The sequence below is a fragment of the Acaryochloris thomasi RCC1774 genome, from assembly GCF_003231495.1.
GTDB lineage: Bacteria > Cyanobacteriota > Cyanobacteriia > Thermosynechococcales > Thermosynechococcaceae > RCC1774.
Window position 1 is genome coordinate 234,854 of the sequence record NZ_PQWO01000004.1, and the last position, 24,630, is coordinate 259,483.

General features: G+C 53.2%; 16 protein-coding genes. 9 read left to right on the forward strand and 7 right to left on the reverse strand.

Translation table 11 applies throughout. The features are described 5' to 3' along the window. Positions 1-13: 13 nt before the first annotated feature. Both C1752_RS08790 and C1752_RS08795 read right to left on the reverse strand, forming a co-directional pair. Complete coding sequence (locus tag C1752_RS08790) at positions 14-1,018, reverse strand: DUF6208 family protein (protein ID WP_110985683.1); 1,005 nt, start codon at positions 1,016-1,018, stop codon at positions 14-16. Further along, positions 1,005-9,395: a type I polyketide synthase gene (locus C1752_RS08795; protein ID WP_110985684.1), complete on the reverse strand. Its 8,391-nt coding sequence runs from the start codon at positions 9,393-9,395 to the stop codon at positions 1,005-1,007. The genes C1752_RS08790 and C1752_RS08795 overlap by 14 nt, the downstream gene beginning before the upstream one ends. Positions 9,396-10,020: 625 nt before the next feature. Between C1752_RS08795 and C1752_RS08800 the strand changes: the two genes are divergently transcribed. The 3 genes from C1752_RS08800 to C1752_RS08810 all read left to right on the forward strand — a co-directional run bounded on the left by C1752_RS08800 (position 10,021) and on the right by C1752_RS08810 (position 14,201). Continuing rightward, complete coding sequence (locus C1752_RS08800) at positions 10,021-11,631, forward strand: NB-ARC domain-containing protein (protein WP_110985685.1); 1,611 nt, start codon at positions 10,021-10,023, stop codon at positions 11,629-11,631. Positions 11,632-11,880: 249 nt separating this feature from the next. Then, a complete protein-coding gene (locus C1752_RS08805) occupies positions 11,881-13,746 on the forward strand; it encodes an N-acetylmuramoyl-L-alanine amidase (protein WP_110985686.1) in 1,866 nt (621 codons plus the stop codon). Between the two features lie 20 nt (positions 13,747-13,766). Beyond that, complete coding sequence (locus C1752_RS08810) at positions 13,767-14,201, forward strand: tellurite resistance TerB family protein (protein ID WP_110985687.1); 435 nt, start codon at positions 13,767-13,769, stop codon at positions 14,199-14,201. Here the strand turns inward: C1752_RS08810 and C1752_RS08815 are convergent. Then, positions 14,179-15,084, reverse strand: a complete 906-nt coding sequence (locus C1752_RS08815; RefSeq protein ID WP_110985688.1) for a M23 family metallopeptidase — start codon at positions 15,082-15,084, stop codon at positions 14,179-14,181. The two genes, C1752_RS08810 and C1752_RS08815, sit on opposite strands and share 23 nt — an antisense overlap. Positions 15,085-15,250: 166 nt before the next feature. On the opposite strand from C1752_RS08815, the gene C1752_RS08820 reads away from it, so the two are divergent. The 3 genes from C1752_RS08820 (at position 15,251) to C1752_RS08830 (ending at position 18,095) form a co-directional block, all read left to right on the forward strand. Next, entirely contained in the window at positions 15,251-16,360 is a 1,110-nt protein-coding gene (locus C1752_RS08820) for an S-(hydroxymethyl)glutathione dehydrogenase/class III alcohol dehydrogenase (RefSeq protein WP_110985689.1), read from the forward strand. Between the two features lie 50 nt (positions 16,361-16,410). Beyond that, the gene (locus tag C1752_RS08825) at positions 16,411-17,118 is read left to right on the forward strand and encodes a phytanoyl-CoA dioxygenase family protein (RefSeq protein ID WP_110985690.1); all 708 of its coding nucleotides are present in this window, start codon (positions 16,411-16,413) and stop codon (positions 17,116-17,118) included. A 74-nt stretch (positions 17,119-17,192) separates the two neighbouring features. After that, positions 17,193-18,095 carry a DUF4351 domain-containing protein gene (locus C1752_RS08830; RefSeq protein ID WP_110985833.1) on the forward strand — a complete coding sequence of 301 codons (903 nt, stop codon included), beginning with the start codon at positions 17,193-17,195 and terminating at the stop codon, positions 18,093-18,095. Between the two features lies 1 nt (position 18,096). On the opposite strand, the gene C1752_RS08835 is transcribed toward C1752_RS08830, so the two are convergent. From C1752_RS08835 to C1752_RS08845, 3 genes are all read right to left on the reverse strand, one after another. Next, positions 18,097-18,912, reverse strand: a complete 816-nt coding sequence (locus tag C1752_RS08835) for a 7-carboxy-7-deazaguanine synthase QueE (RefSeq protein WP_110985691.1) — start codon at positions 18,910-18,912, stop codon at positions 18,097-18,099. Then, complete coding sequence (locus tag C1752_RS08840; protein WP_110985692.1) at positions 18,912-20,567, reverse strand: serine protease; 1,656 nt, start codon at positions 20,565-20,567, stop codon at positions 18,912-18,914. Before C1752_RS08840 ends, C1752_RS08835 begins: the two co-directional genes overlap by 1 nt. Before the next feature lie 400 nt (positions 20,568-20,967). After that, positions 20,968-21,150, reverse strand: a complete 183-nt coding sequence (locus C1752_RS08845; RefSeq protein WP_110985693.1) for a hypothetical protein — start codon at positions 21,148-21,150, stop codon at positions 20,968-20,970. A 138-nt stretch (positions 21,151-21,288) separates the two neighbouring features. Here C1752_RS08845 and C1752_RS08850 point away from each other — a divergent pair, with 138 nt between their 5' ends. From C1752_RS08850 to C1752_RS08860, 3 genes are read left to right on the forward strand one after another with little or no spacing between them, the layout of a single operon-like run. After that, positions 21,289-22,446, forward strand: coding sequence for an esterase-like activity of phytase family protein (locus tag C1752_RS08850; protein WP_233501477.1), 1,158 nt, complete (start codon positions 21,289-21,291; stop codon positions 22,444-22,446). A 48-nt stretch (positions 22,447-22,494) separates the two neighbouring features. After that, positions 22,495-22,701: a hypothetical protein gene (locus C1752_RS28365; RefSeq protein WP_110985694.1), complete on the forward strand. Its 207-nt coding sequence runs from the start codon at positions 22,495-22,497 to the stop codon at positions 22,699-22,701. Continuing rightward, the gene (locus tag C1752_RS08860; protein ID WP_233501478.1) at positions 22,698-24,092 is read left to right on the forward strand and encodes an MFS transporter; all 1,395 of its coding nucleotides are present in this window, start codon (positions 22,698-22,700) and stop codon (positions 24,090-24,092) included. Before C1752_RS28365 ends, C1752_RS08860 begins: the two co-directional genes overlap by 4 nt. Before the next feature lie 45 nt (positions 24,093-24,137). Here the strand turns inward: C1752_RS08860 and C1752_RS08865 are convergent, their stop codons facing one another. Further along, the gene (locus C1752_RS08865) at positions 24,138-24,587 is read right to left on the reverse strand and encodes a DUF29 domain-containing protein (RefSeq protein WP_110985695.1); all 450 of its coding nucleotides are present in this window, start codon (positions 24,585-24,587) and stop codon (positions 24,138-24,140) included. Between the last annotated feature and the right edge of the window lie 43 nt (positions 24,588-24,630).

Consider the following 24,630-nt stretch of genomic DNA (forward strand, 5'->3'; position numbering starts at 1 on the left):
AAATACCCCTGCTTTAGGCCGTAAAAGCAACCTGAATAAGCTGTGAGTCAGGTGGGGGTACCTGCACGTTTCGAGGACGAGTCCGAATGAGATAGTAACCTTTAGTAGGAAAGGGAGGAACCGTCACGGTTTCTTGCTCAATCTTGGTGTAAAACAGGGGCAGGCTAGAACGGCTATAGAGCGTGAAGTAAATATCGTAGTTTTGTAACGCCGTAGGGTGCAGGGAGAGAGAGAGAGCCTGCTGCGCTTCAACATAGTCATAGAAAAAGGCTGTGTCAGGATTGCCCACGGGTAGATATTCTCGGGTGACAAAGGCCTCTGGCAGCCAGGGGCGAAGCTGAAGGAGCGTATAGATATAGTAGTGAAGTGCAAGATAAAACCCGTTGTGGCGATCGCTTAGATGGCGATAAAACGCATTGGTCTCTGCAGAAGCCGTCTGGGCATTGATAGTGGGCGGCTCTGACGATGATGGGTTTTCGGTGTCGGCAGGAGTTTGATCATCGGCTCCTGGCGCAACGGTGACGGCATCGGCCTGAACGCTGGGGAATTCAACAGCTCCCGAACATTCGTAATATCGGAGGGCCAAACTATATTTTCCGGGTGCGACTTTGAGGGTGTGCTGTAGCTCTGCACCCTGTTCGAGTGAGCTGAGCTGGGCCACGGTGGCATAGTCAGGATAGCGATAAACAACAATGGTCCAGGATTGCGCCGATTGGCGCGGAGGAGTCAGGTCAATCGAAATAGCTTCCTGAGCAGCAAAAGGACCGACGGTGCCAATGATGGCGTGGGTGTTCCAGCGGGGGCCTTTGGTCATCAGCACCGGGAGCACGATGGGAATGCTCAACACGTCGGTAGAGAGAACCTGCCACTGGGTCGCTCGGTTGCGATCTCGACTCAAATAAATCCCATAGAAAAGCCCAATCAACGTCTTCACGACCTTGAAAAAGCAAAAGGACAGCACGGCCAAGGGAAGTTCCCAGAGCAGAGAAAGCGGCAGGGGACGCCTAGTGTTGCTCACGGGTTTGAACCTCTGCCGAGTCCAGAAGAGCCAAAATCTGCTGAGATAGCTCTGCGGATGCATCTAAATGAATGTTATGCCCTCCCGGCAGCGTGATTTGCTGGGCATGGGGTAAAGCAGCCTGCTGATCGCTTAAGTCTTGGGGACGATTGAAGCGACTGCGGTCACCATAAACGAGAGTCACCGGCATTTGAATGCGCCGCAAAAGTTGCAGATAGCCCTCTCGATCAAACGGCGCACCGCGCAAACTGGTGCGCGTCCGCAAGATCGGATCCCAACGCCAGCGCACTCCTACGCCGTCAGTCTGTGTGGCGCGTTCCGCCAAAAGCTGAGCGAACTGGGGCGAGAGGCTGGGGGTAGCCTGCTGTAAACGATGGGCGGCAGCAGCCTGATCTGTTAGCAGGGAATGCTCCGGCGGAGACGCAGCATAATCAAGATGGGTCAAGAGCTGATTGGCTGGATCGGTATTGTTCTCAGCAGCAGGCAAAATCGTTTCAACCAGGATCAACTGCCGTACCCACTGAGGCCGCACGCTGGCAAACAGGGCGGTAACCACTGAACCCAGAGAATGCCCGATTAGAGTAACCGGCTGATCCGTTAGTTTTGGAACAAGCTGGTCGAGATCTGCTAAAAAGTCCTGGAGCTGGTAAGTGACCGTACGGCCTGACTTCCCGTGTCCTCGCAGGTCGGGAGCGATGACCCGGTACCCTTGCGCTGCAAGCTGCGCCGCAATCGGATCCCAAACGGCTCCCTGCTCTAGGATGCCATGTAGACAGAGAACGAGAGGACCCTCTTCTGGCCCCCAGGTGCAGAGACAGAGTTCTAGATCGCCCAGCGAGAGCGAGGTTTCCGCCAGCATTGCACCGGGTTCAGGTTCAGCCTCGGGCAGATCATAGCCCAGTTGAAGCGTGATGTGACGGGCAAAATTTCCGAGCTTGTGGGGGAGTCTAATTTTTCTCCAGGCATCACCCAAGGCTTTTTCAACACGGTTGTGTTTCAAGAAGTTCGGGTCGCCGAGGGAAAGCGACTGCTGATGGAGCCCATCGGTCATCCGCTGACCGTCGTAGGGCTGCAGCACTGAAGGGTCAAAGGGAATCCCGAGAAAGGTACAGAGCCGCTGCATCACTTTTTGTGGCTCGCTCACGAGATCTTCGTAATGAATCAAGTGATGGCGGTCGCTGCCCAAGGTTTTGGCAAACTGCAGCACATTTTGATTGCTACGGGTCCAGATACTTTCAGCGATGCGGTAGGGGTTACCGTCACCCGCCCCAATCAGCTTATCCATTCGCATGCGGACGAAGGATTCAATCATGGCGTAGGGATGCCGCACCAGATGAATGTACTTGGCGTCGGCAAAGATTTCTTCAGCTCGGCCTAAGGTCTCAAGACTCATGGCATAGGTGGGAGACTTATCCACCAGTAGGCGGCTGCCGGCCAGCTCCTGCAGCATGGCGTAGACGTTTTGAATCGGTGAGGACCGCTGCACCAAATCTTGAATCAGTGACTGGCTGGTTTTGACTCCTAGCCCTTTGAGGTCCATCAGCACCCGCTGCAGGCCTTCGCCCAGATTCGACAGCGACAGATCTTTGGCCCGTTCGGCCATTGTTTCAAAAGGCAGCAGATGCAGTTCTGGTGTTGAGAGCAGCCTCGGATGCCCCGCCAGCATAACGCGCAGCAGGGTGGAACCGGAACGGGGACTCGACAGAATAAAGACAATGCCGGGGAGCCGATCGCTCGGGGGATCCGTGGTGGTGGGTTTGGCGGTCGGCGTAGCAAAAGTCTGGAAATCGGTGTCGAGGTCTTCTTCTAGATCAGACGCATCGGTTAGGGGCTGAGCACCGTGGCTGCGCTCAAATTCTTCGGCAAGGTAGGCGGCAAAGACTTGGATGCGGGGGCGGTCGTAGAACTCGCGGGGATAGAGCATCAACTGCAGATCTTGCTGGATCTGATTCAGTAGCTCCATCATCATTAGAGAATCGCATCCCTTCTCTAGCAGGTTCTCTTCAATATCAATATTGGCGGGCTGGAGATGCAGGACGTGGGCAATCTGCTGCTGCAGATAGTGGGTGAGATGGGAGGTGCGATCGCAAATATTCATCTCTTTAAGCGTTTCAAAGATTCGCGATTCACGAACGCTAGGCTTTGCCTGTATCAAAGCCTGTAAATAAGGGCTGCTGGCATAGGAACCCAAGTCTGACCAACGCACCGACAGCGCCCCCACCTGAGCGGGGAAGGCTTCTCCATTCGCAATCAGCATCTCCAGTAGACGCAGTCCTTGAGCCACCGGAATGGGATCAATACCACTAGCCGTCAGCGTCTTCTCATTCTGGACGGCCATGCCTGCCTGTGCCCACGGTCCCCAATTAATGCTCAGAGCCGGAAGCTGTTGCTGACGACGGAAGTGAGCCAGGGCATCCATGAAGGCATTAGCAGCGGCGTAGTTCCCCTGTCCCGGAGAGCCTAAAAGCGAAGCCGCTGACGAAAACATCACGAAAAAATCGAGGGGCTGATCCTGAGTCAAAGTGTGGAGGTTCCAGGCACCCGTGACTTTTGGAGCCATGACCTGCTGAAACTGCTCCCAGGTTTGCTGCTCTAAGATGCCGTCCTTCAAAACGCCAGCAGCATGAATGACGCCCCGTAGAGGTGGGCTAGATGCAAGGGTTGACTGGAGAGTGGGGAGCTGGTTGCGATCGCAAATATCAACTGGTGCCGTACTGATCACAACACCCTGTTCTTCTAGGCACTGCAGCACCTCTATCGCCGCTGCAGAGGGGGCGTTACGACCCACCAGCACCAGCGATCGCGCGCCTTGGGTCACCAGCCACTGCGCCACCTGCAGACCTAACGCTCCCAGGCCACCCGTGATTAGGTAGGTGCCTTGCGGGTGACAAATTGCTTGTTTCACGTTTTGAACAGGGACCTGCGAGCGCTGCAGACGGGCCACGTAGCGCTGCTGTCCTCGAAGTGCAACCTGCGTTTCTGTGTGGGGGTGTGCCAGCTCAGCTAGCAGTGCCGCCGAGCCTAAGGTGTCTACATCAACCAAACCACCCCAAAGGTGAGGATGCTCCAGCGCTAAGACTTTGCCGAGACCCCAGAGAGAAGACTGTGCCAGCCGCTGCTCCATGTTCTGATCCGATGGCAATCGAATCGCCTCTTGGGTGACAATCCAAAATCGGGGCTGCAGCTTCAGCGCCGTGGGCAGCGCCGCCGTCAGGGTTTGCAAGAGATAAAGAACGGCCTGACAGTCTGCGATCTGCGCCAGTGCTTCAGGCCGATCTGACGCTAAATTCCAGAGCTGCAGGATGCCCGCCAGCGGTGGCTGCTCATCCGTCAAAGCCTCAGCCCAGAGGCGTTTCCAGTCTGCTGGCTGACTCGGATCGATCCGCCATTTCTGGCCCTGATGGTGGTAGGCCGCACCCGCATAGACCCGCAGGCATGTATGTCCCTGGGTCTCTAACTGCGTTGCCAGCGCTTCGCCCGCCGGATCCATCAGCAACAGCCAGCGGCCCGTCGCCACTGCAGAGGCATCCACAGACTGCGGCTGCCAGTCCACCTGATAGAGACAGTCTTCTAGAGCAGAAGTCTGCTGTTCTTGCTGGTGCTGCTCAACCAAGTGGTTAACGACCGTGGGGAGAAGCGCCGCCTGATCTGCCGAAAGCGCCATCGACTGCTGCAGCCACCGCGCCAGCGGTTCCGTTTGCCCCTGCTTAATCCACTGCACAACTGAGGTTTCTGAGGCATTGATCGGGAGAGTCTTTGGCTCCAGCCAATAACGCTGCCGCTGCCAAGGATAGGTGGGCAACGGTAGACGCTGACGGTGATATCCGGCTTCGAATTGAGACCAATTGGGGGCCAACCCTTGGGTATAAAGCGTCCCTAAACTCTGCAAAAGCTGCAGCCAATCAGCCTGCTGCCGCCGCAGACTGGGTAACCATGCCCCTGTGCTCTTGGGTAGACAACGCCGTCCCATCCCCAGCAGCGTGGGCTGCGGCCCGATCTCTAAGAATGTTTGGCATCCCATTGTATTGAGGGTCTGCAGGCTGCTCTCAAAGCGAACCGTTTCCAGAATGTGCTGACACCAGTAATCGGCATGCGTCAATTCTTCTGCAGCCCGCTGTCCGGTAACGTTAGAGATTAAGGGTAAGTGAGGCAGACGATAGCTTACCTCATTCGCTACCTGACGAAAGGCATCCAGCATGGGGGCCATTAGCTGCGAGTGAAAGGCATGGGAAACCCGCAGCCACCGCATTTTAATACCCGCAGTGGTAAGGTCGGCCACCATCGATTCAATGGTCTGGTGATCTCCTGAAACCACGATGTTCTCTGGCCCGTTTTCAGCCGCAATGGTTGCCGAGGCAGCATAGGGCTGCAGCATTTCCTGCACTCTGGTTGCCGAGGCAAAGATAGCCACCATCGCTCCCGTTTGCGGCAGTTTCTGCATCAGATGCGCGCGCGTCGCCACTAGCTTTAGAGCATCTTCTAGAGAGAAGACACCGGCCACACAGGCCGCTACATATTCCCCGACACTGTGCCCCATCACCACGGCGGGCTGAATGCCCCAGGACTGCCACAGCCGACAGAGGGCGTATTCCACGGCAAATAGAGCCGGTTGCGTATAGGCGGTCTGATCGAGCAGATCTCGCTCAAGCGTAGACTCAGACGCAGCGTTCGGAGGATAGAGAATGTCGAGGAGGGACTGGTCAAGGTAGTTCTGAAGGATGCGATCGCATCTCTCTAAAATCTCTCGGAATAGAGGCTGTGTCTTATAGAGCTGTCGCCCCATCCCCGAATACTGAGACCCCTGCCCCGTGAATAGAAAGGCTGTTTGAGATCCCCCTGCCGCACCACTATGCGCCGTTTTTTTCCCTTCGAGATAGTCCGTCAGCCGTTGTTCCAGCGTTGAAATCGAATCCGATACTGCGGCAAAGCGATACTCCAGGGACGAGCGCCCTGTGTTCGCTGAATAGCAAAGATCCGCTAGGTTCGGCGAGGTCTGCAGATGATCAACGTAGCTAAGAACCAATTCCCTCAACGCGGGTTCGGTCTTCGCCGATAGGGTTAGCAGATGCCAAGGCCGGTCAGGCTGAGGGGTCGGAGGCACTTCAGCTACTTGAGGCGCAGCCTCGATCACCACATGGGCATTGGTGCCGCCGAAGCCAAAGGAACTCACCCCAGCAAATCTTTGAGCTTGCGACCATGCCCGATGCTGCGTCGGCACGTCAAGGGGCGTTCCCTTCAGATCGATCAGACTGTTGATCTCGTTTAGGTGCAAATGGGGAGGAATGGATTCATGCTGCAGCGCCAGCACAATCTTCAGCAGTCCGGCAATTCCCGCCGCTGCTTCTAAATGACCAATATTCGTTTTCACCGACCCAATCCAGCAGGGCTGCTCGGGGTCTCGATCCTGGAGTAGAACCGTCTTGAGAGCGCTCATCTCGATGGGGTCACCGAGAGACGTTCCCGTGCCGTGGGCATCCACATAGCTAATTTGGTCCGGCGTCACCTGGGCCTGCGCGAGAGCCTGATGAATCACCGCCTGCTGCGCGGGACCGTTGGGTGCCGTGAGGCCGTTGCTGCGACCATCTTGATTGATCGCGGAACCCCGAATCACGGCCAGAACATTGTCGCCATCGGCCTGGGCCTGCGATAGACGCTTGAGCAACACAACGCCGCAGCCTTCACCGCGCACATAGCCATCGGCGCTGTCGTCAAAGGTTTTACAGCGGCCATCCGCGGCCAGCATTCCGGCTTGAGCAAAGGTGTCGGTCAGGGTTGAGGATAAAATCAGATTGACGCCGCCGACGAGCGCCTGATCGCATTCCCCCTGGCGGATACTCTGGCTAGCGAGATGCACCGCAACTAGTGAAGAGGAGCAGGCCGTATCCACCGCGAGAGAAGGGCCGCGCAAATCAAGCAGATAGGACAGGCGATTGGCGGCAATACTGTGGGCGTTGCCGGTACCGGAATAGGCGCTCACGTCCTGCGGCATTTGAGCATAGTCAGAGCTGCTCATGCCGATGAAGACGCCCGTGGCCGTCTGCGCGAGCTGGTGGGGCGGGATGCCGGCCTGCTCTAGGGTTTCCCAAACCACCTCTAGCAAAAGGCGCTGCTGCGGATCCATATACTCCGCTTCACGGGGAGAAATGCCGAAGAATTGAGCGTCAAACTGATCAACCTGCTCTAGATAGCCACCCGGAGCGTGGGGGACGCGGCTACAGCCCTTTTGAATGGCATCTACGCCGTTGGACAATAGATTCCAAAAAGCGTCAGGGTTTTCTGCTCTAGGGAAACGACAGCCCATGCCGACAACCGCGATCGCTTCTACGGCATGACCCTCTATCTGCGGAGCCTGAATAACGGCTTCAGTGCCCAGGTAGTGCGCTAAGGCTGCAATCGAGGGATAGTCATAGACCAAGGTGGGTGACAGAGACCGGCCTAACCAGTCCTGTAGCTCTCCCGTGAGCTGAACGGCAGCCATCGAATCTAAGCCACTTTCAGAAAAGGGCTGATGAGGATCAATATCAGCCGTCTGCAGGCCCAAACGCCGCGCAATATTGTTTCTCAGCCAGTCTTGGATAGCCTCTGCCATTGCAGATGTAGGCTGAGGCCTCGGCGACTCGCTCGACGACTCACAAACGTTTTGCTCGAGCGGTTGGGCAGATGCGGGATCAATCCACTGACCCAAAACATTTAAATTATTTTCGACCACACCCTGGCGGCAAGCAAATCGTCGAATTTTACCGCTGGAGGTCTTGGGAATGCTGCCGGTCTTGAGCAGAACAATCTGCCAAGGCTGGAGTTGATGTTGCTGAACAACAGCTTTGCGGATTGCGGCGGTCACGGCGTCACTATCCAATCGTCGAATCGCGGTTCGCTGGACCTCTTGGGCAATGACGAGACGCTCTTCTCCCTCTACTTCCATGGAGAAAGCAGCACCGCAGGCAGGACGGAGGGCTTCATGGCTCTGCTCCACTGTCGCTTCGATATCTTGAGGATAGTGGTTGCGTCCCCGGATAATAATCAGATCTTTGAGGCGTCCTGTGACGAATAGCTCTCCGTCCTGCAGAAAGCCTAAATCGCCTGTGCGGAGGAAGGGACCAGCTTTGGTATCCTTCAGATAAGCGTTGAAGGTCTGCTCTGTTTTTTCAGCTTGCTGCCAGTAGCCTTGGGCGACACTGGGGCCAGAAACCCAGATCTCTCCGATGCCGCTGTTGTCGACTGAAGTCAGAGTATCGGGATTTGCGATCGCAACCTTCAAGTCTGCGGGCACCCGCCCACTACTGACCACCGTGCGCGTTCCGGGCTGATCGGGAGTTCCTGACACCACACGATTGTGGGTAATCCCCTCCTCGCAAATCGTTTTGAGAACCGGCGGATCTTGATGAACAGCCCCCGTCGTAATCAGCGTCGTCTCCGCCATCCCGTAGCAGGGATAAAAGGCTTCGCGCTTAAACCCGTAGGGCGCAAAGGTCTCTGCAAATAAATCAAGGGTCTCAGCCCGAATCGGCTCCGCCCCTGTGAAAGCTAGATTCCAATGGCTTAGATCTAGACCTTCACACTGCTCAGGCTTCACCTGTCGCGCACAGAGATCGTAGGCAAAATTGGGACCACCACTGGTTGTCGCCCTGAAATTAGAGATTGCTCGCAACCAGCTCACGGGCTTCTGCAAAAACGCCACGGGCGGCATCAGAGCCACCGGGAACCCCGCATAGAGCGGCTGCAGAACGCCACCAATCAATCCCATATCGTGATAAGGCGGAAGCCAGATCACGCCCTGACTTTTAGCGCTGTGACCAAAGAAGTCGTAAATCAAAGAAGAATTATGCAGCAAGTTACCGTGGCTGACCATGACCCCCTTGGGGTTACCGGTGGAGCCAGAGGTGTACTGCAAAAAAGCAAGATTTTGGGCCGTTAGCTGAGGCTCCTGCCAGCCGTCAGCCAGCGCCACATCTAATGTATCCGTTGCTAGACACTGGAGCGATAATAGCCCCCCCAACTGCTGCTCAATTTTGCTCAGTAGACCTGCGGTTGTCAGAGCGACCTTAGCCTGGGCATCCGTAATCACGGCCTCTAAGCGGGCCATCATTTGCTTAGAGCGCGGCGGATAGGCCGGGACGGGAATCGCCCCTGCGTAGAGACAGCCAAAAAATGCCGTAACAAAGCTCAGGTCTGGGGCATACAGCAGTAGCGCCCGCTCGTCAGCCATTCCCAAAGACTGGAGTTGAGTTGCGATCGCACGGGCCTGTCGATCAAGATCGCTGTAGGTGAGTCGCGCCGATTCCGTTTCACCGTCTTGCAAGAAGATGAATGCGGTCTGATCAGATTGGTGTTGGGCGCGGTAACGCAGCAGCTCAACTAACGTCGAAAAATCATGCATAGTATTTGGGAACTTATTAATCGAGCCGGTTAGTTCGCTCCTTTTTACTGCGGGACTTTAGAATTGGTCTTGACCCCTGACCGTTAGCGACCCCGTTTAACGCTGAAATTAGCAGCAGATGGCTAATCTCGAACCCATTTATCAGCCAAACCTCAAAAAACGGTTCAAATTAGGATTTCATTAAAATCATAAAATCTTTTAAAGTTTACTCCACTCTTACCCCTCAACTTCATTTGGCTGTTTTGAACCCGTCAACAATGGTCAAGTGAGTCATAAACTGAACCTATATATAGTTCCTACAGCAACCGAGCATAGAGGTTTATGCTGGATCGCAAAAGATTGATAGTCGGGTTCTTAGACGTCTTTTATGAGACCGCGTTCCCCTTCTAGGTTCCTCTAGCTCGAGTCCCAGAGACATCCTGGTCATGGAACTGAATCTTCGAGACAGACAGCAGGGCGTATCCCATTCGTGAACAATTCCATCATGTCTGCTGCGGCAGTCAGAATGGGCCATGTTTGGCAGAGATAGTGGCTACGTTTGGCCACGTTTGGCCTCGACTTGAGGATGCCAGATTAAACTGATGAATAGAGAGTGCAAACAGGGTTCAGAAATCGGAATTTCGCGATGCCGCAATCAACGCTGACAGCTTCTACCATCGGACTCAAGCAGGCTCAGAAAGCACTGCAGTCCTTAGGTCTGTCCCAAAGGGGCTTAGCCTCTGCAATTCAGCTGGCTCATGAGTATGCCTTTGTGAGTCGAGGGGTCATCGACAAATTTTTCAACGGCCTCCCGATTAGAAATGAGGGGTTCGTTCTCATTTGCAAAACTTTGAATCTAGACTGGGCAGGGATTGTAGGGCTAGAGACATCACCTACAGTACAGGAAGCATCGGAACCTTTTTCGACACAGCCAACTCAGCAGCATCGAGTAAAGACCGAAACGGTGGGCATCAACCGAGCTGTAGTGGATAGCCCGACGAACTTACCTCGCAGTGGCATTAAAGACTTTGTTGGACGTAACGAACCACTACAGCAACTGCACCGACAACTACAGGCCTCAGAACGAGCAGAGATTTCAGTGATTTCAGGCATGGGAGGCATTGGCAAAACAGAACTAGCGTTACAGTATGCTCTACAGTCCTATCAGCAGCAGACTTACCCAGGCGGGATCTGTTGGCTACAGGCCCAAGAGCAGAACATCGGAGCACAAATTGTTGATTTTGCTCAGGTTCAGTTGGGTCTAAACGTACCGCAAGAGTTGCCCCTAGAGCAGCAAGTTGCCTTCTGCTGGAGGTATTGGCCCCCTGGCTCTGTACTTGTAGTTTTGGATCACGTCATAGACTATCGCAGCGTCGAACACTATCTACCAAGCGCAAAATCACGCTTCAAGGTGTTGATAACAACCCGGCAGGCTCAGCTTGCCGAAGGATTAATATCGCTACAGCTAGACGTTTTGAGCGAAGCGGGGGGACTAGATCTCCTACGTTCTTTAATAGGGACAGCGCGGATCAACCAGGAGCTACAATCCGCGAAAGAGCTGTGTCAACGGCTGGGCTGCCTGCCCTTGGGTCTAAATCTCGTAGGCAGCTACTTAGCGAGAAAGCTTGACTGGTCTTTAGATCAGATGTTAGAGGAGTTGGCGACGAAAGGCTTAGCAACGCCCGCTCTAGATAAAACCCTACCGGGAATGACCGCCCAACACGGAATTGTTGCGGCCTTTAATATGAGCTGGAAATCACTGAATGAAGAGGGACGACGGCTGGCCTGCTTTCTAAGCTGTTTTGCTCAGGCTCCCATTCCGTGGATTTTAGTAGAAGGCGCACTGGGGTGGGATCGGTCAACGCTGGAGGAATTACGAGATGAGCAGCTGTTCGGTTTACATTTGCTGGAGCGGTTAGACAATGGCGTCTATCGCTTGCATCATCTCGTGTGGGAATTTTTTCGAGAGCAGCTCGAAAATGACGAGACGTGCGCAGAGGTGAAACACGCATTCTGTCGTCAGATGATTGCTGTTGCTAAATGGATGCCGCAGACCGCAACGTTCCGACAGCTCCGAATTGCAGAAGTTGTGATTCCTCATCTAACCGAGGCGTTGGCGATCTCAACATCGCATGAACTCCGACGGGTACTCTTTTCCGAGCTTCGGCAGATCATTGTCATTGAGTTGCGCCAGCTAATCTTCAGCATGATTAAGCGGCTCATTGCCAGTCCGCTCCGGCGAGTTGTGCTCAGCTGAAGCAGGTTAGCCAGGTTCTAGAAAATCCTTCAGCATTCCAGCAAAGAGAGTGATCAGAGTGTCAGTAATCTGCCTGCTCCATCAACACTGGTAGACTTTGGGCCAAGGAACGGAGTTATCTGAGCTATGCCGACCATTTTGATAACTCGATCGCTTTGTCTGCGTAGGTCCTAATAGTATTCTTGAGGGATATCAGTTCCCCTTGAACGTCCTCAACGGGACTGTCCTACTTGGTGATGAAGAGGTGTAATGCGGCGCATTTTAGGACTAGCATTCATGGCTCTGGCTGTGACATCATTCCCTGTTAATGCAGGGGAATCTCTCAAAGTCGTTTATCCCATCGATGGACACACCACGTCAGCCGAGAAAATCTTCTTTATCGGTACAGCCCCTGCAGATGGCAGCGTTACGATTAACGGCCAACAGATTGCGAACCGAAGCCCCAGCGGTAATTTTGCCCCCAGCCTCCCGCTGAAACCTGGGGAAAATACATTCACGCTCCAGCATGGGAAGCAAACGGTCACCCTGAACATTATCCGCACAGTTACTGACCCTACGGAGACCGGCTTCAGTACGCTAGCCCCCACCACTGATATTACTCGTCAGTCCCAAGAGCCCATTTGCTTTAGTGCCGTTGCTCCCCCAGAGTCAGATGTCTCAGTCAAAATAGGAGGCCAAACGCTTACGCTTCAGAGCCAGACTAGTAGCGCCCTTCCGCCTAATTCAGCAGTGTTGACCGACCAAAACCAGCCAGCCAGCGCCAGCGGCCAATACCAAGGCTGCACAACCTTCATAAAGCCAGGGAAGCTAGGCTCACCCCTCTTTCAACTCCGCACAGACGGCCAAACCATCAAGCAAAAAGGACCGGGCAGCGTTGAGATTCTCGACACTACCTTTGAAACGATAGAAGTGCTGAGCGAGCAAGGTGTCGCTCGCACTGGCCCCAGCACCAATCACTCGCGGCTTACCCCCCTACCCCAAGGAACCCGCGCTCGGGTCACGGGCAAAGAAGGTGAATGGCTACGGCTCGACTACGGTGGCTGGATTAAAGCCGCAGAGACACAGGCACTTCCCCCAGGTCTGCTGCCCCAGGCCACGATTCGCAGCTTTCGCAGTCGCATCATCCCTAACTGGACTGAGGTTGTATTCCCGCTCACAACAGCAGTACCAATTTCAGTTGATCAGCGGGGTAGTACCTTTTCTCTCACGCTCCACAATGCCACTGCAGAAACCGATACCAACGCCATTAAAGACGACCCGATCATTGAACGCCTAGATTGGTCGCAGCCAGATCCGAGTAAAATCCAGTACCACTTTCAGTTCAAATCCAATCAGCAATGGGGTTATAAGCTGCGCTACGAAGGCACGAATTTAGTCCTCTCTTTACGCCATCCCCCTGCTTCGCTTAGCACTACACGTTCAGGTTCTACGTCATTAGCCCTATTGAGCAGTTCTCGTGGACGATCAGATCCACCGACTCTATCGCCAGAAAGCCTTGTCCACAGCAGGAATCGAGCGCCAGGGTCTGAAGTTTCTCCTTATCTCAATGGCGTCAAAATTCTGCTGGATGCTGGTCATGGCGGTGCGGAGACAGGGGCTGTGGGGCCAACAGGTATACCCGAGAAAACAATCAACCTACAGGTCACCAAACTTCTGCAGCAGGAACTCCAGCAACGGGGCGCGACAGTTCTAATGACGCGCGAAGAGGATGTGGATGTGTCGCTAGGCGATCGAGTCCAAATGATTCAGACTCAAGATCCGAACATTGCCCTCAGCATCCACTACAACGCTCTCCCCGACAGCGGCGACGCCATCAACACTGCCGGAATCGGCATGTTTTGGTATCACGCTCAAAGCCACCATCCCTCGCAGTTCCTCTATGAATATCTCGTAACCGAGCTAGACCGTCCCCGATACGGTGTTTTTTGGAATAACCTAGCCCTCACTCGCCCCACCGCCGCTCCCGCCGTTCTACTGGAGCTAGGGTTTATGATCAATCCAACCGAGTTCGAGTGGATCAGCGACCCGCAAGCGCAACGTCAGCTGGCGTCAACCTTAGCGGATGGCATCACGGCTTGGTTCCTGACGCAAGCAACGCAAGCCCCCGCTCCATAAATCAAATCAAGTACACCTTTATGACCTCAGAACAACAGCAGCAGCACCGCCTCATTCTCCAGATCCTCATGGGGTCTGCCTGGGCCGATCAGCATTTAGAGCCGCAGGAAGTGAGCTACCTGCAGAACTTACTCCAGCGTTATCATCTCAGCCATGATTCTGAGCTGCAGTCCCTTCTAGAAAACCCTGTTTCTCCCCAGCAGACTGAGAACTGGATCGTGGCCTACCTCAGAAACGCAGACGAAGAAGAGCGCCTGATCCTGCTGGCTAAAATTGGCAAGCTTTTGATCTCTGACGACGATGTTTCAGACAGTGAACATGACCTACTCGATCGCTACTACGAACTCATGGACCGCACACCGCACCATAGCGAAGCCATTCCTAAACTAGTGAAGACGCTGGGTCAGTTTGTCCGTGACTCGATAAAGACCATTAGCGAGCTTGCTGAGCGATAGTCGACGATACTTCCACGTCGGCCAAGATGTAAGACTTCGGATCGATCGCCTTGTCATTCTTATAGATGGTGTAATGCAGGTGCGTGCCAGAAGACCGACCCGTACTCCCCATAAAGCCGATGATCTGTCCTCGCTTGACTTTAGCCTTCTCGGGCACGGCTAACTTCGTCATATGAGCGTAGAGACTTCTGTATCCATAGCCATGCTGGATTTCAACAGTGTTGCCAAAACCGCCAAAGTACGCGGCCCGTGAAACCACGCCATCTCCTGTTGCGTAGATGGGGGTTCCATGAGGGCCCAGAAAATCCATACCATTGTGCATCTCGCGCGCGCCCCCAAAAACACCGGGGCGAGGCCCAAATTCAGACGAGATTTCTGGGATTCCAGCCACGGGCATTCCCTGAGGTGTCGCCACAAACCGAGCTTCTTCATCTTTGAGCGTTTTTTCCAAAGCAGGTTTCACTTTGGCCTCTAGCCGTTTGGCAAGCTTCGGCAACTGCTCCCGCACAATCTGCAGTCGAGACGCAGCAGCCTCAGGGTCAGGAATCAACGCACCACCCTTGCCACCTTGGGGTCGGAAGGTTAGATTTTGGGGCAGCCGCTCACTTCTCTGCTGCTCATTTTTTAACCCAGCCCGCTCCTGGAGCTTTTCGACTTCTGCGTCTAGATCTTCAAGCTCTTCTAAAACCTCTGCCGTGGACTCAGATAGCTCGCTGTTGTTCTTGTGTAGTGTGTAGAACGTTCTACCCAGCCAAGCTAACGGAGAGATAATGGCGATAGAAGCCCCTAGGGCCAGCGGGAGCAATTGAACAGAAAGTTTAAGAGATTTCTTCCCCGAACGCGGGATAACAATTGTGCAGGACCGTGATCTTTGCAAGCGCATGAACACCAGAAGCAAACTCCGTTAAGAATCATATCAAAGCCCGGGATCATTGTTAAGTTTTTATTAACCCTCACAAAGAAAATTCTTTTCTCTTCGGGATCAATCCGACCTAAGCCGAACTCCTGTGGATAATAAGGAATGCATTAAATCAGGAGCACTAATCAGCATGGATGTGAAAGCCGCTGTAGCCCATGGGGCGGGTCAACCGTTAACCATCGAGACCGTCCAATTAGAAGGACCGAAGGCCGGAGAAGTCCTGATTGAACTGAAGGCCACAGGCGTTTGCCATACGGATGCCTTTACGCTGTCTGGAGAGGATCCTGAGGGTCTGTTCCCTGCCATCTTGGGTCACGAGGGAGCAGGCGTTGTGGTTGAAGTGGGTCCCGAGGTCAAAAGCCTGAAGCCAGGGGATCACGTCATTCCGCTTTATACGCCTGAATGTCGAGCCTGTAGCTATTGTCTCAGCGGTAAAACCAACCTTTGTCAGGCGATTCGGTCCACGCAGGGCAAAGGGCTAATGCCCGATGGCAGCAGCCGATTTTCGCTCAATGGTCAGATGCTGCACCACTATATGGGCACCTCTACTTTTGCCAACTACACCGTATTGCCTGAAATTGCTGTGGCAAAAATCAGAGAAGACGCCCCCTTCGACAAGGTGTGCCTGATTGGATGCGGTGTCACCACGGGAATCGGTGCTGTCGTTAACACCGCCAAAGTCGAACCAGGTGCAAATGTCGTCGTCTTTGGACTAGGCGGCATTGGTCTGAACGTGATCCAGGCGGCTCGTATGGTGGGTGCAGATCGAATTGTGGGCGTCGACCTCAATCCAGAGAAAAAGGCACTGGCAGAAAAAATGGGCATGACCCACTTTGTGAACCCCAAAGAGGTCGATGGCGATCTGGTGGCTTATCTCGTGGAGCTAACCAAGGGTGGGGCCGACTATAGCTTTGAGTGCATCGGCAACGTTGAAGTCATGCGTCAGGCCCTAGAATGTTGTCATAAGGGCTGGGGCGAAAGCATCATTATTGGGGTCGCAGGAGCGGGGCAAGAAATTAGCACCCGCCCTTTCCAATTAGTGACCGGCCGCGTCTGGAAAGGGAGCGCTTTCGGCGGGGCCAAGGGACGCACCGATGTCCCTAAAATTGTGGACTGGTACATGGACGGCAAGATTGAGATTGATCCCTTGGTGACCCACACTTTGCCTTTGAAAAAAATCAACGATGCTTTTAACCTCATGCATGCCGGAGAGTCTATTCGCAGCGTGGTGACTTTCTAAAAATATCGATACGGCTGATCATAAATCTACAAAAAAATGGCTGTGTTTACATGAACCGTCAGCAATGCTCTGATGAGCTTGAACTCAACGGCTTTACCGTCGTTAGAGACTGTTTGCCTAGCACCACGGTCGCGATGCTTTTAGAGCAAATCTTACAGGTGGGGCCTTGCACCGTTGCTCGGAGCCGTGGAGGTCAACTCTATGCGGTGCGTAATTTGCTTACGGCGGTCCCCCAGATTAAGTCATTGGCTTTCAGTGAGCCTCTGCAAGGACTGGCAAGAAACCTACTGGGTTCTCAGGCCAGGCCCGTGAAAGGAATTTTGTTTGATAAACACGAGACATCCAACTGGAAGGTGCCGTGGCATCAAGATCAGATCATCACAGTGCAAAATTATGCTGAGGCACCAGGCTTTGGTCCCTGGTCTACCAAACATGGTTTTCATGCTGTGCAGCCTCCGGTTGAGGTTCTTGAACAAATGATTGCGTTCAGGATTCACCTAGATGACTGTTCTGTAATTAATGGTGCCTTGAAGGTTATTCCAGGGAGTCATCTTCAAGGAAAGCTATCTGCTGAGCAGATTTCTCAATATCGAAAACAAGCTGCTGTAATGTGTGAGGCCAGGATGGGTGATGTGTTGATCATGCGGCCGCTGCTTCTGCATCAATCTTCTGCAGGATCACGGCCTAGCCACCGCCGCGTCATTCATTTGGAGTACGCAGCAACAGATTTGCCAGGAGATTTGAAGTGGCCTGAGTAGAAGGGGCCAGTGTTCTACGCGACCGCTGAGAGTGGTAGGGTGAATACGATTTAGTTATCCCATGGATGGTGTTGATGATCGAGCACGATCGGTTGTTTAAAGAGTTAATTACCACGTTCTTCGTGGAATTTATTGATCTGTTTTTTCCGAAGACAGCGGTTGCTATTGACTCAAAAACGATTGAGTTTCTTGATCAGGGTAAAGAAGCAGAGGCCGATCAAAACAGCATTTTTGTGAAAACTCGCCTCAGAATGAGAGAGGCCTGCTTCTGGATCAGCATTGAGAGCCAAGGGAAATCAGATATTGACTTCAATCGCCGCATCTTCCACAAGTACGCGCAGTTAGATGCGACCTATAATCTACCGATCTATCCGATCATCCTGTTCCCGATTGATCCGCCGCAGCGTCCTGAACCCAACTATTATCGCGTTGAATTTGTGGACCGTAAGGTCATGGATTTCAACTTTCTAACACTGCAGATGTCTCGACTTAATTGGCGAGACTTTCTTAAGCGACGTAATCCGGTGGCTGCGGCACTAATGACGACGATGAATGTCAAAATATCGGATAAGCCTGCGGTCAAAGCAGAATGCCTCCGGCTGTTGGCAACGCTGAAGCTAGATGCAGGCCGCCTTAAGGTCGTGTCGAACTTTATTGATACCTATCTCAAGCTCAGTGAAGCTGAGGAACAAGTGTTCAAGCGTGAAGTTGAACGCATGGGGCTGCTAGAACGAGAGCAGGTCATGGACTTGGTCTCTGGCGCGGGGCAGCAGCAGCAGACTCTAGAGGCAGGTGCCAAGCAAGAGGCTCTGTCGCTCGTCATCCGGTTGCTCAATCGGCGGCTCAGTGGTCTGAACCCAGAGTTAGCAGAGCGAGTGCAGCGCTTGCCCGTTAATCAGGTGGAAGACTTAGGGGAAGCCCTGCTAGATTTCGGCAACGAAGAGGATTTGAGAAATTGGCTTGATCAGCCTCGATAGGCTAAAGCTGATCAAGCATCTTGTGCGTTTGCGGTACCACACGCACCGTTTTGAGTCTCTGCTTGAGGTCCGCTTGCCACTGCAGCACTTGGGCTGGAGTTGGAGGCTGCATGATGCTCTGGGGGAGAGGGGTCACTGGCTGCAAATAGACGGGGATATTCGGACTGATTGTGGCGATAGTTTGTAGGACTTGCTGGAGGTCTTCTGGGTCTGTGTGCTGCGCGACGATCACTTTACAGAAAACATCGATGCGGGCCTGCTGACACAGTTTGAGGCACTGGGAATGCTCTCGCCAGTGGGTCTCACCGCTAACGCTGGGGAGTTTGAGATCCATTCCAATCAGATCTAGATAGGGCAATAACGTTTGCAGATCTTGAGGGCGATGCCCCCCTGTCTCTAGATAAATAGGCAGATGGATGGAGTCACGAAGTTGTGGCAGGAAGAGGCGTAAAAAATCGGCATGGAGTAGAGGTTCCCCACCCGTCAGGCTGATGCTGTCATGGAGGTTCGGCTGATTTTGCTGGGCAATCCAGGTCAGGAGCTGGGTCTGCGAGATGGGGTTCGGATAGGTCACGAAGTCCCGGAGACCAGGAGTTTGCTCAATGCGACAGGTCTCGCTGGGGTGCCAAGTATGGACGCTATCGCAAAAGCGGCAGCGCAGATCGCAGCCCCCGAAGCGGATGAAAATTTGCCTCGTGCCGACATTGACGCCTTCGCCCTGAATAGCTGAGAAGATCTCCACAAGAGCTGCTGTCGTCAATGCACTGGACGTCAATGCGTCTGGAGTGGAGATAGAAGTTGGGACCGCATTCGACATTATTTCAGGGCTTCGATATAGGAGGTCATGAGCTGATAATTGGTGGTGTCTTTTTGATCTTGAAAGTAGGCTGCGGCCTTCTGAATATCAGCGAGGGCCTGCTGCGGACGGTTGAAAAGTTCGGCTAGGAGCGTGCCTCGAAACCGATAGGAGTTGCCGTCATTGGGATCATTGCGAAGGGCTTGATTGAGCTGTACGAGCATTCCCTCGGCGTTGGGGAAGGTGGTCTGAGGATCGTCTTGGGTTGCGTAACGTCGGGCAATGCTGGCGTCGGTAATTCTCAACATGCTTTTAGCGATTAGGTATTGAGGTAACTGGCGCTGCTGTTGGGCCAAGGCTGCGGCATCCTGAAAGTCTGAGGCGGCTCCCTGGATATCTTTAAGCTGAATGCGGACGGCGGCACGGGCTAGGTAGTGGTTGAAGGTGCCTTTCCCTTGTTGAAGCTTACTGAATACGGTAATTCCCTGCTCAATGCTTTCGGCCTGAGCGGTGTTGCCTTGAGATCGCATCAACTCCGCTGTCTTTTTCAAATCAGTCACGGCTCCCGAATAGTCTTCGAGCAGCAGTCGAAGGGTCCCTCGTAGCCCGTAGCTACCGGCAAAGTTGGGCTGCAGGCTGACGCCTTTTTCGGCATCGGCTAGTGCTTCTTGGGTTTCACCAATGCGGCTGCGAACCAAACCCCGCACCAAATAAGCTCTGAAATTTTGAGGATCTAAGCGAATAGCCTGCTCGCTGTCGGCGAGGGCAGCGGAGGCTTTTGCGAGTCGAGCTTGAGCGAACCCTCTTTGGGCATAGGCGGCGGAGTAGTCGGGGTTGAGATCGATAGCCTGGGTTAGGGTTGCGATCGCATCTTCATACTCTTCCCGATCAATCTGAGCCTGAGCCTGTAGAAAGTAGTCATCCGCTGTTGTTTGGGATGCGGTTTGCTGCGTGGGTGTGGCAAATCCTAAATTCAAACCAGTTTTAGGCGCGAGCTGCAGAAACGTGCGCGTGGGAATGCCTAGATTGAAGCCGCTCTTAATATAAATATCGGGGTTGAGACTCTGATCTTGAACCCTTTCGGTTGTGTCAGCCCGACCGTGGATGCCAATCAGCTTCCCCTGCTCGTTGAGGACCGGTCCGCCGCTCATGCCCGGTAGCGTGTTGTTGGAATAGACCAGCGCATAGCCATCCTGTAGCGCGCGTCCAGCATTGGCGGTAATTTTGCCCTCAGTGAAGTTGTAAATTGTCTCTGAGATTGCCTCCGTTCGCAGCGGAAACCCCGAGACATAGCTGAGAGAGCCTTCTGAGACCTGTCCTGAGTCGCCCAGTTCGACCACTGAATGAGTCTGATTGCTGGTGAACTGCACTAAAGCTAAATCGACTTCGGGGAGCTTCTTAATCGTGGTCGGTTGCGCACGACTGCCATCGGGGGTAATTACCTCATAATCATCGGCGGATGCCACGACGTGAGCGGCGGTTAAGACAGTGTAGGTATTGCCCTCTTGCTTGATGAGTACACCTGAGCCTGCCGTTTGACTAATAATTCTAACTGTAGTGCCCTTGGCAATTTGGCTAATGGCCCGTGAGCTGAGAGCGGTGGCTTGAGGACAGATCCACACTAAAGCTGTTGTAGTACCCAGCAAGCCTGAGAGCAGCAGACTAGATCGATTCATTGTGATTTATAAAAAACAGGGTTCTGGAGTATCTTTTGTCGTTTAACTTCTATGATAAGCCGACACTTTCTTTGAACTGGCAAAAATAGCAAATAGATTTCAAAGTCTATCGACTCGATTGCCTTTTTAAGACTTCGAGATAAGACGCCATCAATTGACGATTTGTCATATCTTGCTGAGTACGGTAGAAGTTAGTCGCTTTCTGAATATCAGGGATTGCTTGCTGCTGTCGGTTGAAGACCTCTGCCAGCAACGTTCCTCGAAATCGATAGAAGGCTGCGTCATTGGGGTTACGCTGAATTTTTTGATTGAGATGATTGAGAACGGCTGGAGAGTCGGTGAAGACAGCCTGGGGATTATCTTGAGTGGCATAGCGCTGGGCAGCACTAGGTTCCGTGGCTCACAACATATATTTTTCGGTCAGATAGGGAGAAAGCTGCTTTCTCTGATGCGCCACAGAGGCCGCTGCTTGGAAATCAGCAATGGCTCCTGTCGCTTGGGAACTCAGAGCACTGGCAGAGGGGCAAACCCACACTAGGGCCACAGAAGCCCCCAAGCCACCTAATAAGTAAGATCGATTCATGGCCGTTCCGAAACCCCTTAGATATCTTCACCAGTTGCCCCGCTTAACATCGTCTCGTGGAATGCGATCTCAACACAAGTGAAACGAGATTCTATTGACCCTTTAAGATAACCAATAGTTTCTATATCGAGGGTTAGGGTGCTGCATTCAAAAACACTAAACTGGGCGCTCGCCATTGTGTGCTGCCTGATCTGCTGTGGCTGTAGCCTGCCTCAGGTAACGGCTGAATCCAGAATCTTTTTGAATTTAGACCTGGAATTTGTTGGCGACTACGCGCTGCCTCAGACCTCTTTCGAGGGCACGACTGTGGGCGGACTTTCAGCGTTGACCTATGACCAGAGACGCGATCTCATCTACGCGCTCAGCGACGATCGTCAGCAGCCCCGCTTTTATACCCTAGCCCTGAACATCAGCGAAGCCGATCAGATTGAAGAGATCACCGTCGAAACGGTCACAGTCCTCCAAGATGAGCAGGAGCAATCTGTTGCCCCTAAAGTACTCGACCCCGAAGGCATTGTCCTCACGCCCCAAGACCAGCTTTGGATCTCCAGCGAAGGCGTCCAGACTCAAAGTCCACCGATTTTAGCCGCCTTTGATTTAGCCCAAGGCAGTTGGCAAGAACAACTCAAGCTACCAAGCCATTTTTTGCCCGCGTTGGCAACAGATGAGCTAGAGACCAGCGAACCGCCAGCACCTCAGGGAATTGCGGATAATCGTGGGTTTGAAGCTTTAGCCATCAGTCCAGAGGGCGATCGCATCTTCACAGCCACGGAGCTGCCCCTGATTCAAGACGTAAATCCCGATGACTCAGACCCTAAATTCTATAGTCGCCTGCTGCATTATCTGGTTGGCGATGTTCGCCCGCTGCTGATCTCTGAATACTTGTATCCGCTGGAGCCGCCCACCTTGGGCACGGGTCTCAATGGCCTCACGGAGCTGACCACCCTTGATAGTGGCGGTCATTTTCTGAGCTTAGAGCGCTCCTTTAGTCCTCTATCAGGATTTAATGCAAAAGTCTTTCAGATTGCCACAGGCGGTGCCACTGATACCTCTAGCTTAGAGAAGCTTGAGCTACCGCTGCAGGGCGTGAATCCGGTCTTTAAGCAGCCACTTTTAAATCTGAGAGATCTGGGAATGACGCTCAGCAATCTAGAGGGAATGGTGAGCGGGCCTATCTTGTCTGACGGCAGCCGAAGCCTGTTATTGGTAAGTGACAATGGTTTTGAAGCAGAGCAGCCGACTCAGTTTTTACTGTTTCGTCTCAAAAAGAAGCCTCAACAGTCCACTAGTGGGTAGGGCAAACCTCAATGCCTGGAATACCAAGACAAACAACTCAAAGCAGCAATGTATGCGACCCTCCTTCAGCGACTTCATCAACTGAGTCCCTTAAGCCTTCAGCAACAGCGGCAACTGTGCCGCTGCATACAGACCGAAAAAGTCCTTGAGGGTTCTGTTGTCCTGCTAGATAGTCGTTCAGCTATCTTGGTGCCATCAGTGGTGAATGTTGATTACACTGACGAGGCTGACCTGCTCATAAATGGCATCTTATGAAATCACCTTGGACTGATGCCAAGCAGCGAAGCTCGATTCTCGCTGCTAGAATTCAAAAATTCAAACTGCTGCGCCCCAACTATCCCTTTAGACCCGATCGCTGGCCGTTTTTTTATGGCTGGATGATTGTGGCGGTGACCACCATCGGTATTTTGATGAGCATTCCCGGCCAGACAATGGGCGTGAGCGTGTTCACCGATCATCTGCTGGAAGCTACCGGACTTTCTCGGCTGGCGCTCAGTAATGCTTACTTGGTGGGGACTTTAACCAGCGGTTTGCTGCTGCCCTTCGGTGGCATTTTGCTCGATCGCCTGGGTGCAAGATTGATGGTAGTGCTGTCCTCTGTTTGGCTGGCGCTGACGCTGGTGTATTTGAGTGGTTGCGATCGCATCTCCCTCCTTCTCTCTACCCAAACATCAATCCCCACATCAACCACAGCTCTAATTCTGCTGACGCTAGGCTTCGTCAGTCTCCGGTTCAGCGGACAGGGCATGTTAACCCTCACCAGCCGCAACACTCTAGGCAAATGGTTTGATCGCAAGCGAGGACTTGCCTGCGGTATTTCTGGTATCTTCACAGCCTTTGGCTTCGCCGCCACCCCCCTGATCTTAAGCTACGGCATTGGTCTGGCCGGATGGCGAGGCACCTGGCTGGGCCTCGCGGCGATCGTAGGCATTGGCATGGGTCTGATCGGCGGGCTTTTTTTTCGTGATCATCCTGAAGAGTGCGGGCTGCAGATGGATGGCGTGGCTGCAAGTGCAGCAGAGCCGATACCGCACACCGTTGAGCCAGTTATAATTCTGCAGCAGCACGAGTTCACGCGCAGTGAAGCCCTGCAAACGCTGGCGTTTTGGGCAACATCAATGGCGCTATCATCACAGGCGCTCGTCGTTACCGGCATCACCTTTCACGTCGTTAATCTAGGGGAGACGGTGGGCTTATCAGAAGCAGAGGCCGTCAGCTGGTTTTTACCGATGGCTGTCGTGTCAACAATTGTGGGCTACAGCATTGGCATTGCTGCCGACCGCGTTAATCTTAAAAACCTATATCTGATGATGATGGTAGCTCAAGGGTTCGGATTCATCGGAGTCGCAAATCTGGGTATTCCTCTGTTTCGAGGTATTGCCATTCTTGGCTTGGGAATGAGTGGTGGCTGCTTTAGTACGTTATCAAGCGTGACGCTACCGCGTTTCTTCGGCCGTGCTCACTTGGGCGCTATTTCTGGTGTTCAGATGATGAGCATGGTGATTGCCAGCGCCATCGGCCCCTCGTTTTTGGCTGTCTTTAAAGAGCAGCTAGGGTCATATCAAACCGGACTGTATTTTTGCTGCGGTTTTCCTGCGATCGCATTTTTCCTGCTTCTTGGGTCGCGCAATCCTCAACGGGGCTAGCATGACAGAATTGATAGTAGGAAATCGTTTTTAAAAAGCTACGCATCACTCAGGCAAAAAACCATCAATGAGCAATTCTTCCAGTTCATAAGGGCAATCTACTGGGAATGCTTTTATATCTAACCCTGTCTCTCCTGCAGCCTGTAATCGCGCATTAGCATAACAATCAGCAAACTCTGACTCTAAATAGGATCTTAAACTGGGAGAGTCCTTCAACAATCGCTTAGCACGTCGGCGATGTTCGATAATTGAACCTTTCCAGCTACCTGAGCGCTTTTCAGGCTGGTATCGCCATTTGAGCAGATGGAGGATCACAATGATGAGGTTGCTGCTCATCGCTCTTTTATCGCTCCGTCCCAAGCTCTCAACCTCTTCAATTAGGTTCTTTATATCCAGTTCGTCGAGTTTGCCTTCTTTCAGCAATTGGACCGTTTGGTCTATCCACTGGGCAAAGTCCTGATCATATAGCTTGGAGGTTGTCGGAGTGCTGAGCATGGTTATACCGGCATAGCGCTGCTTCCAGTCTACACACAGTCAT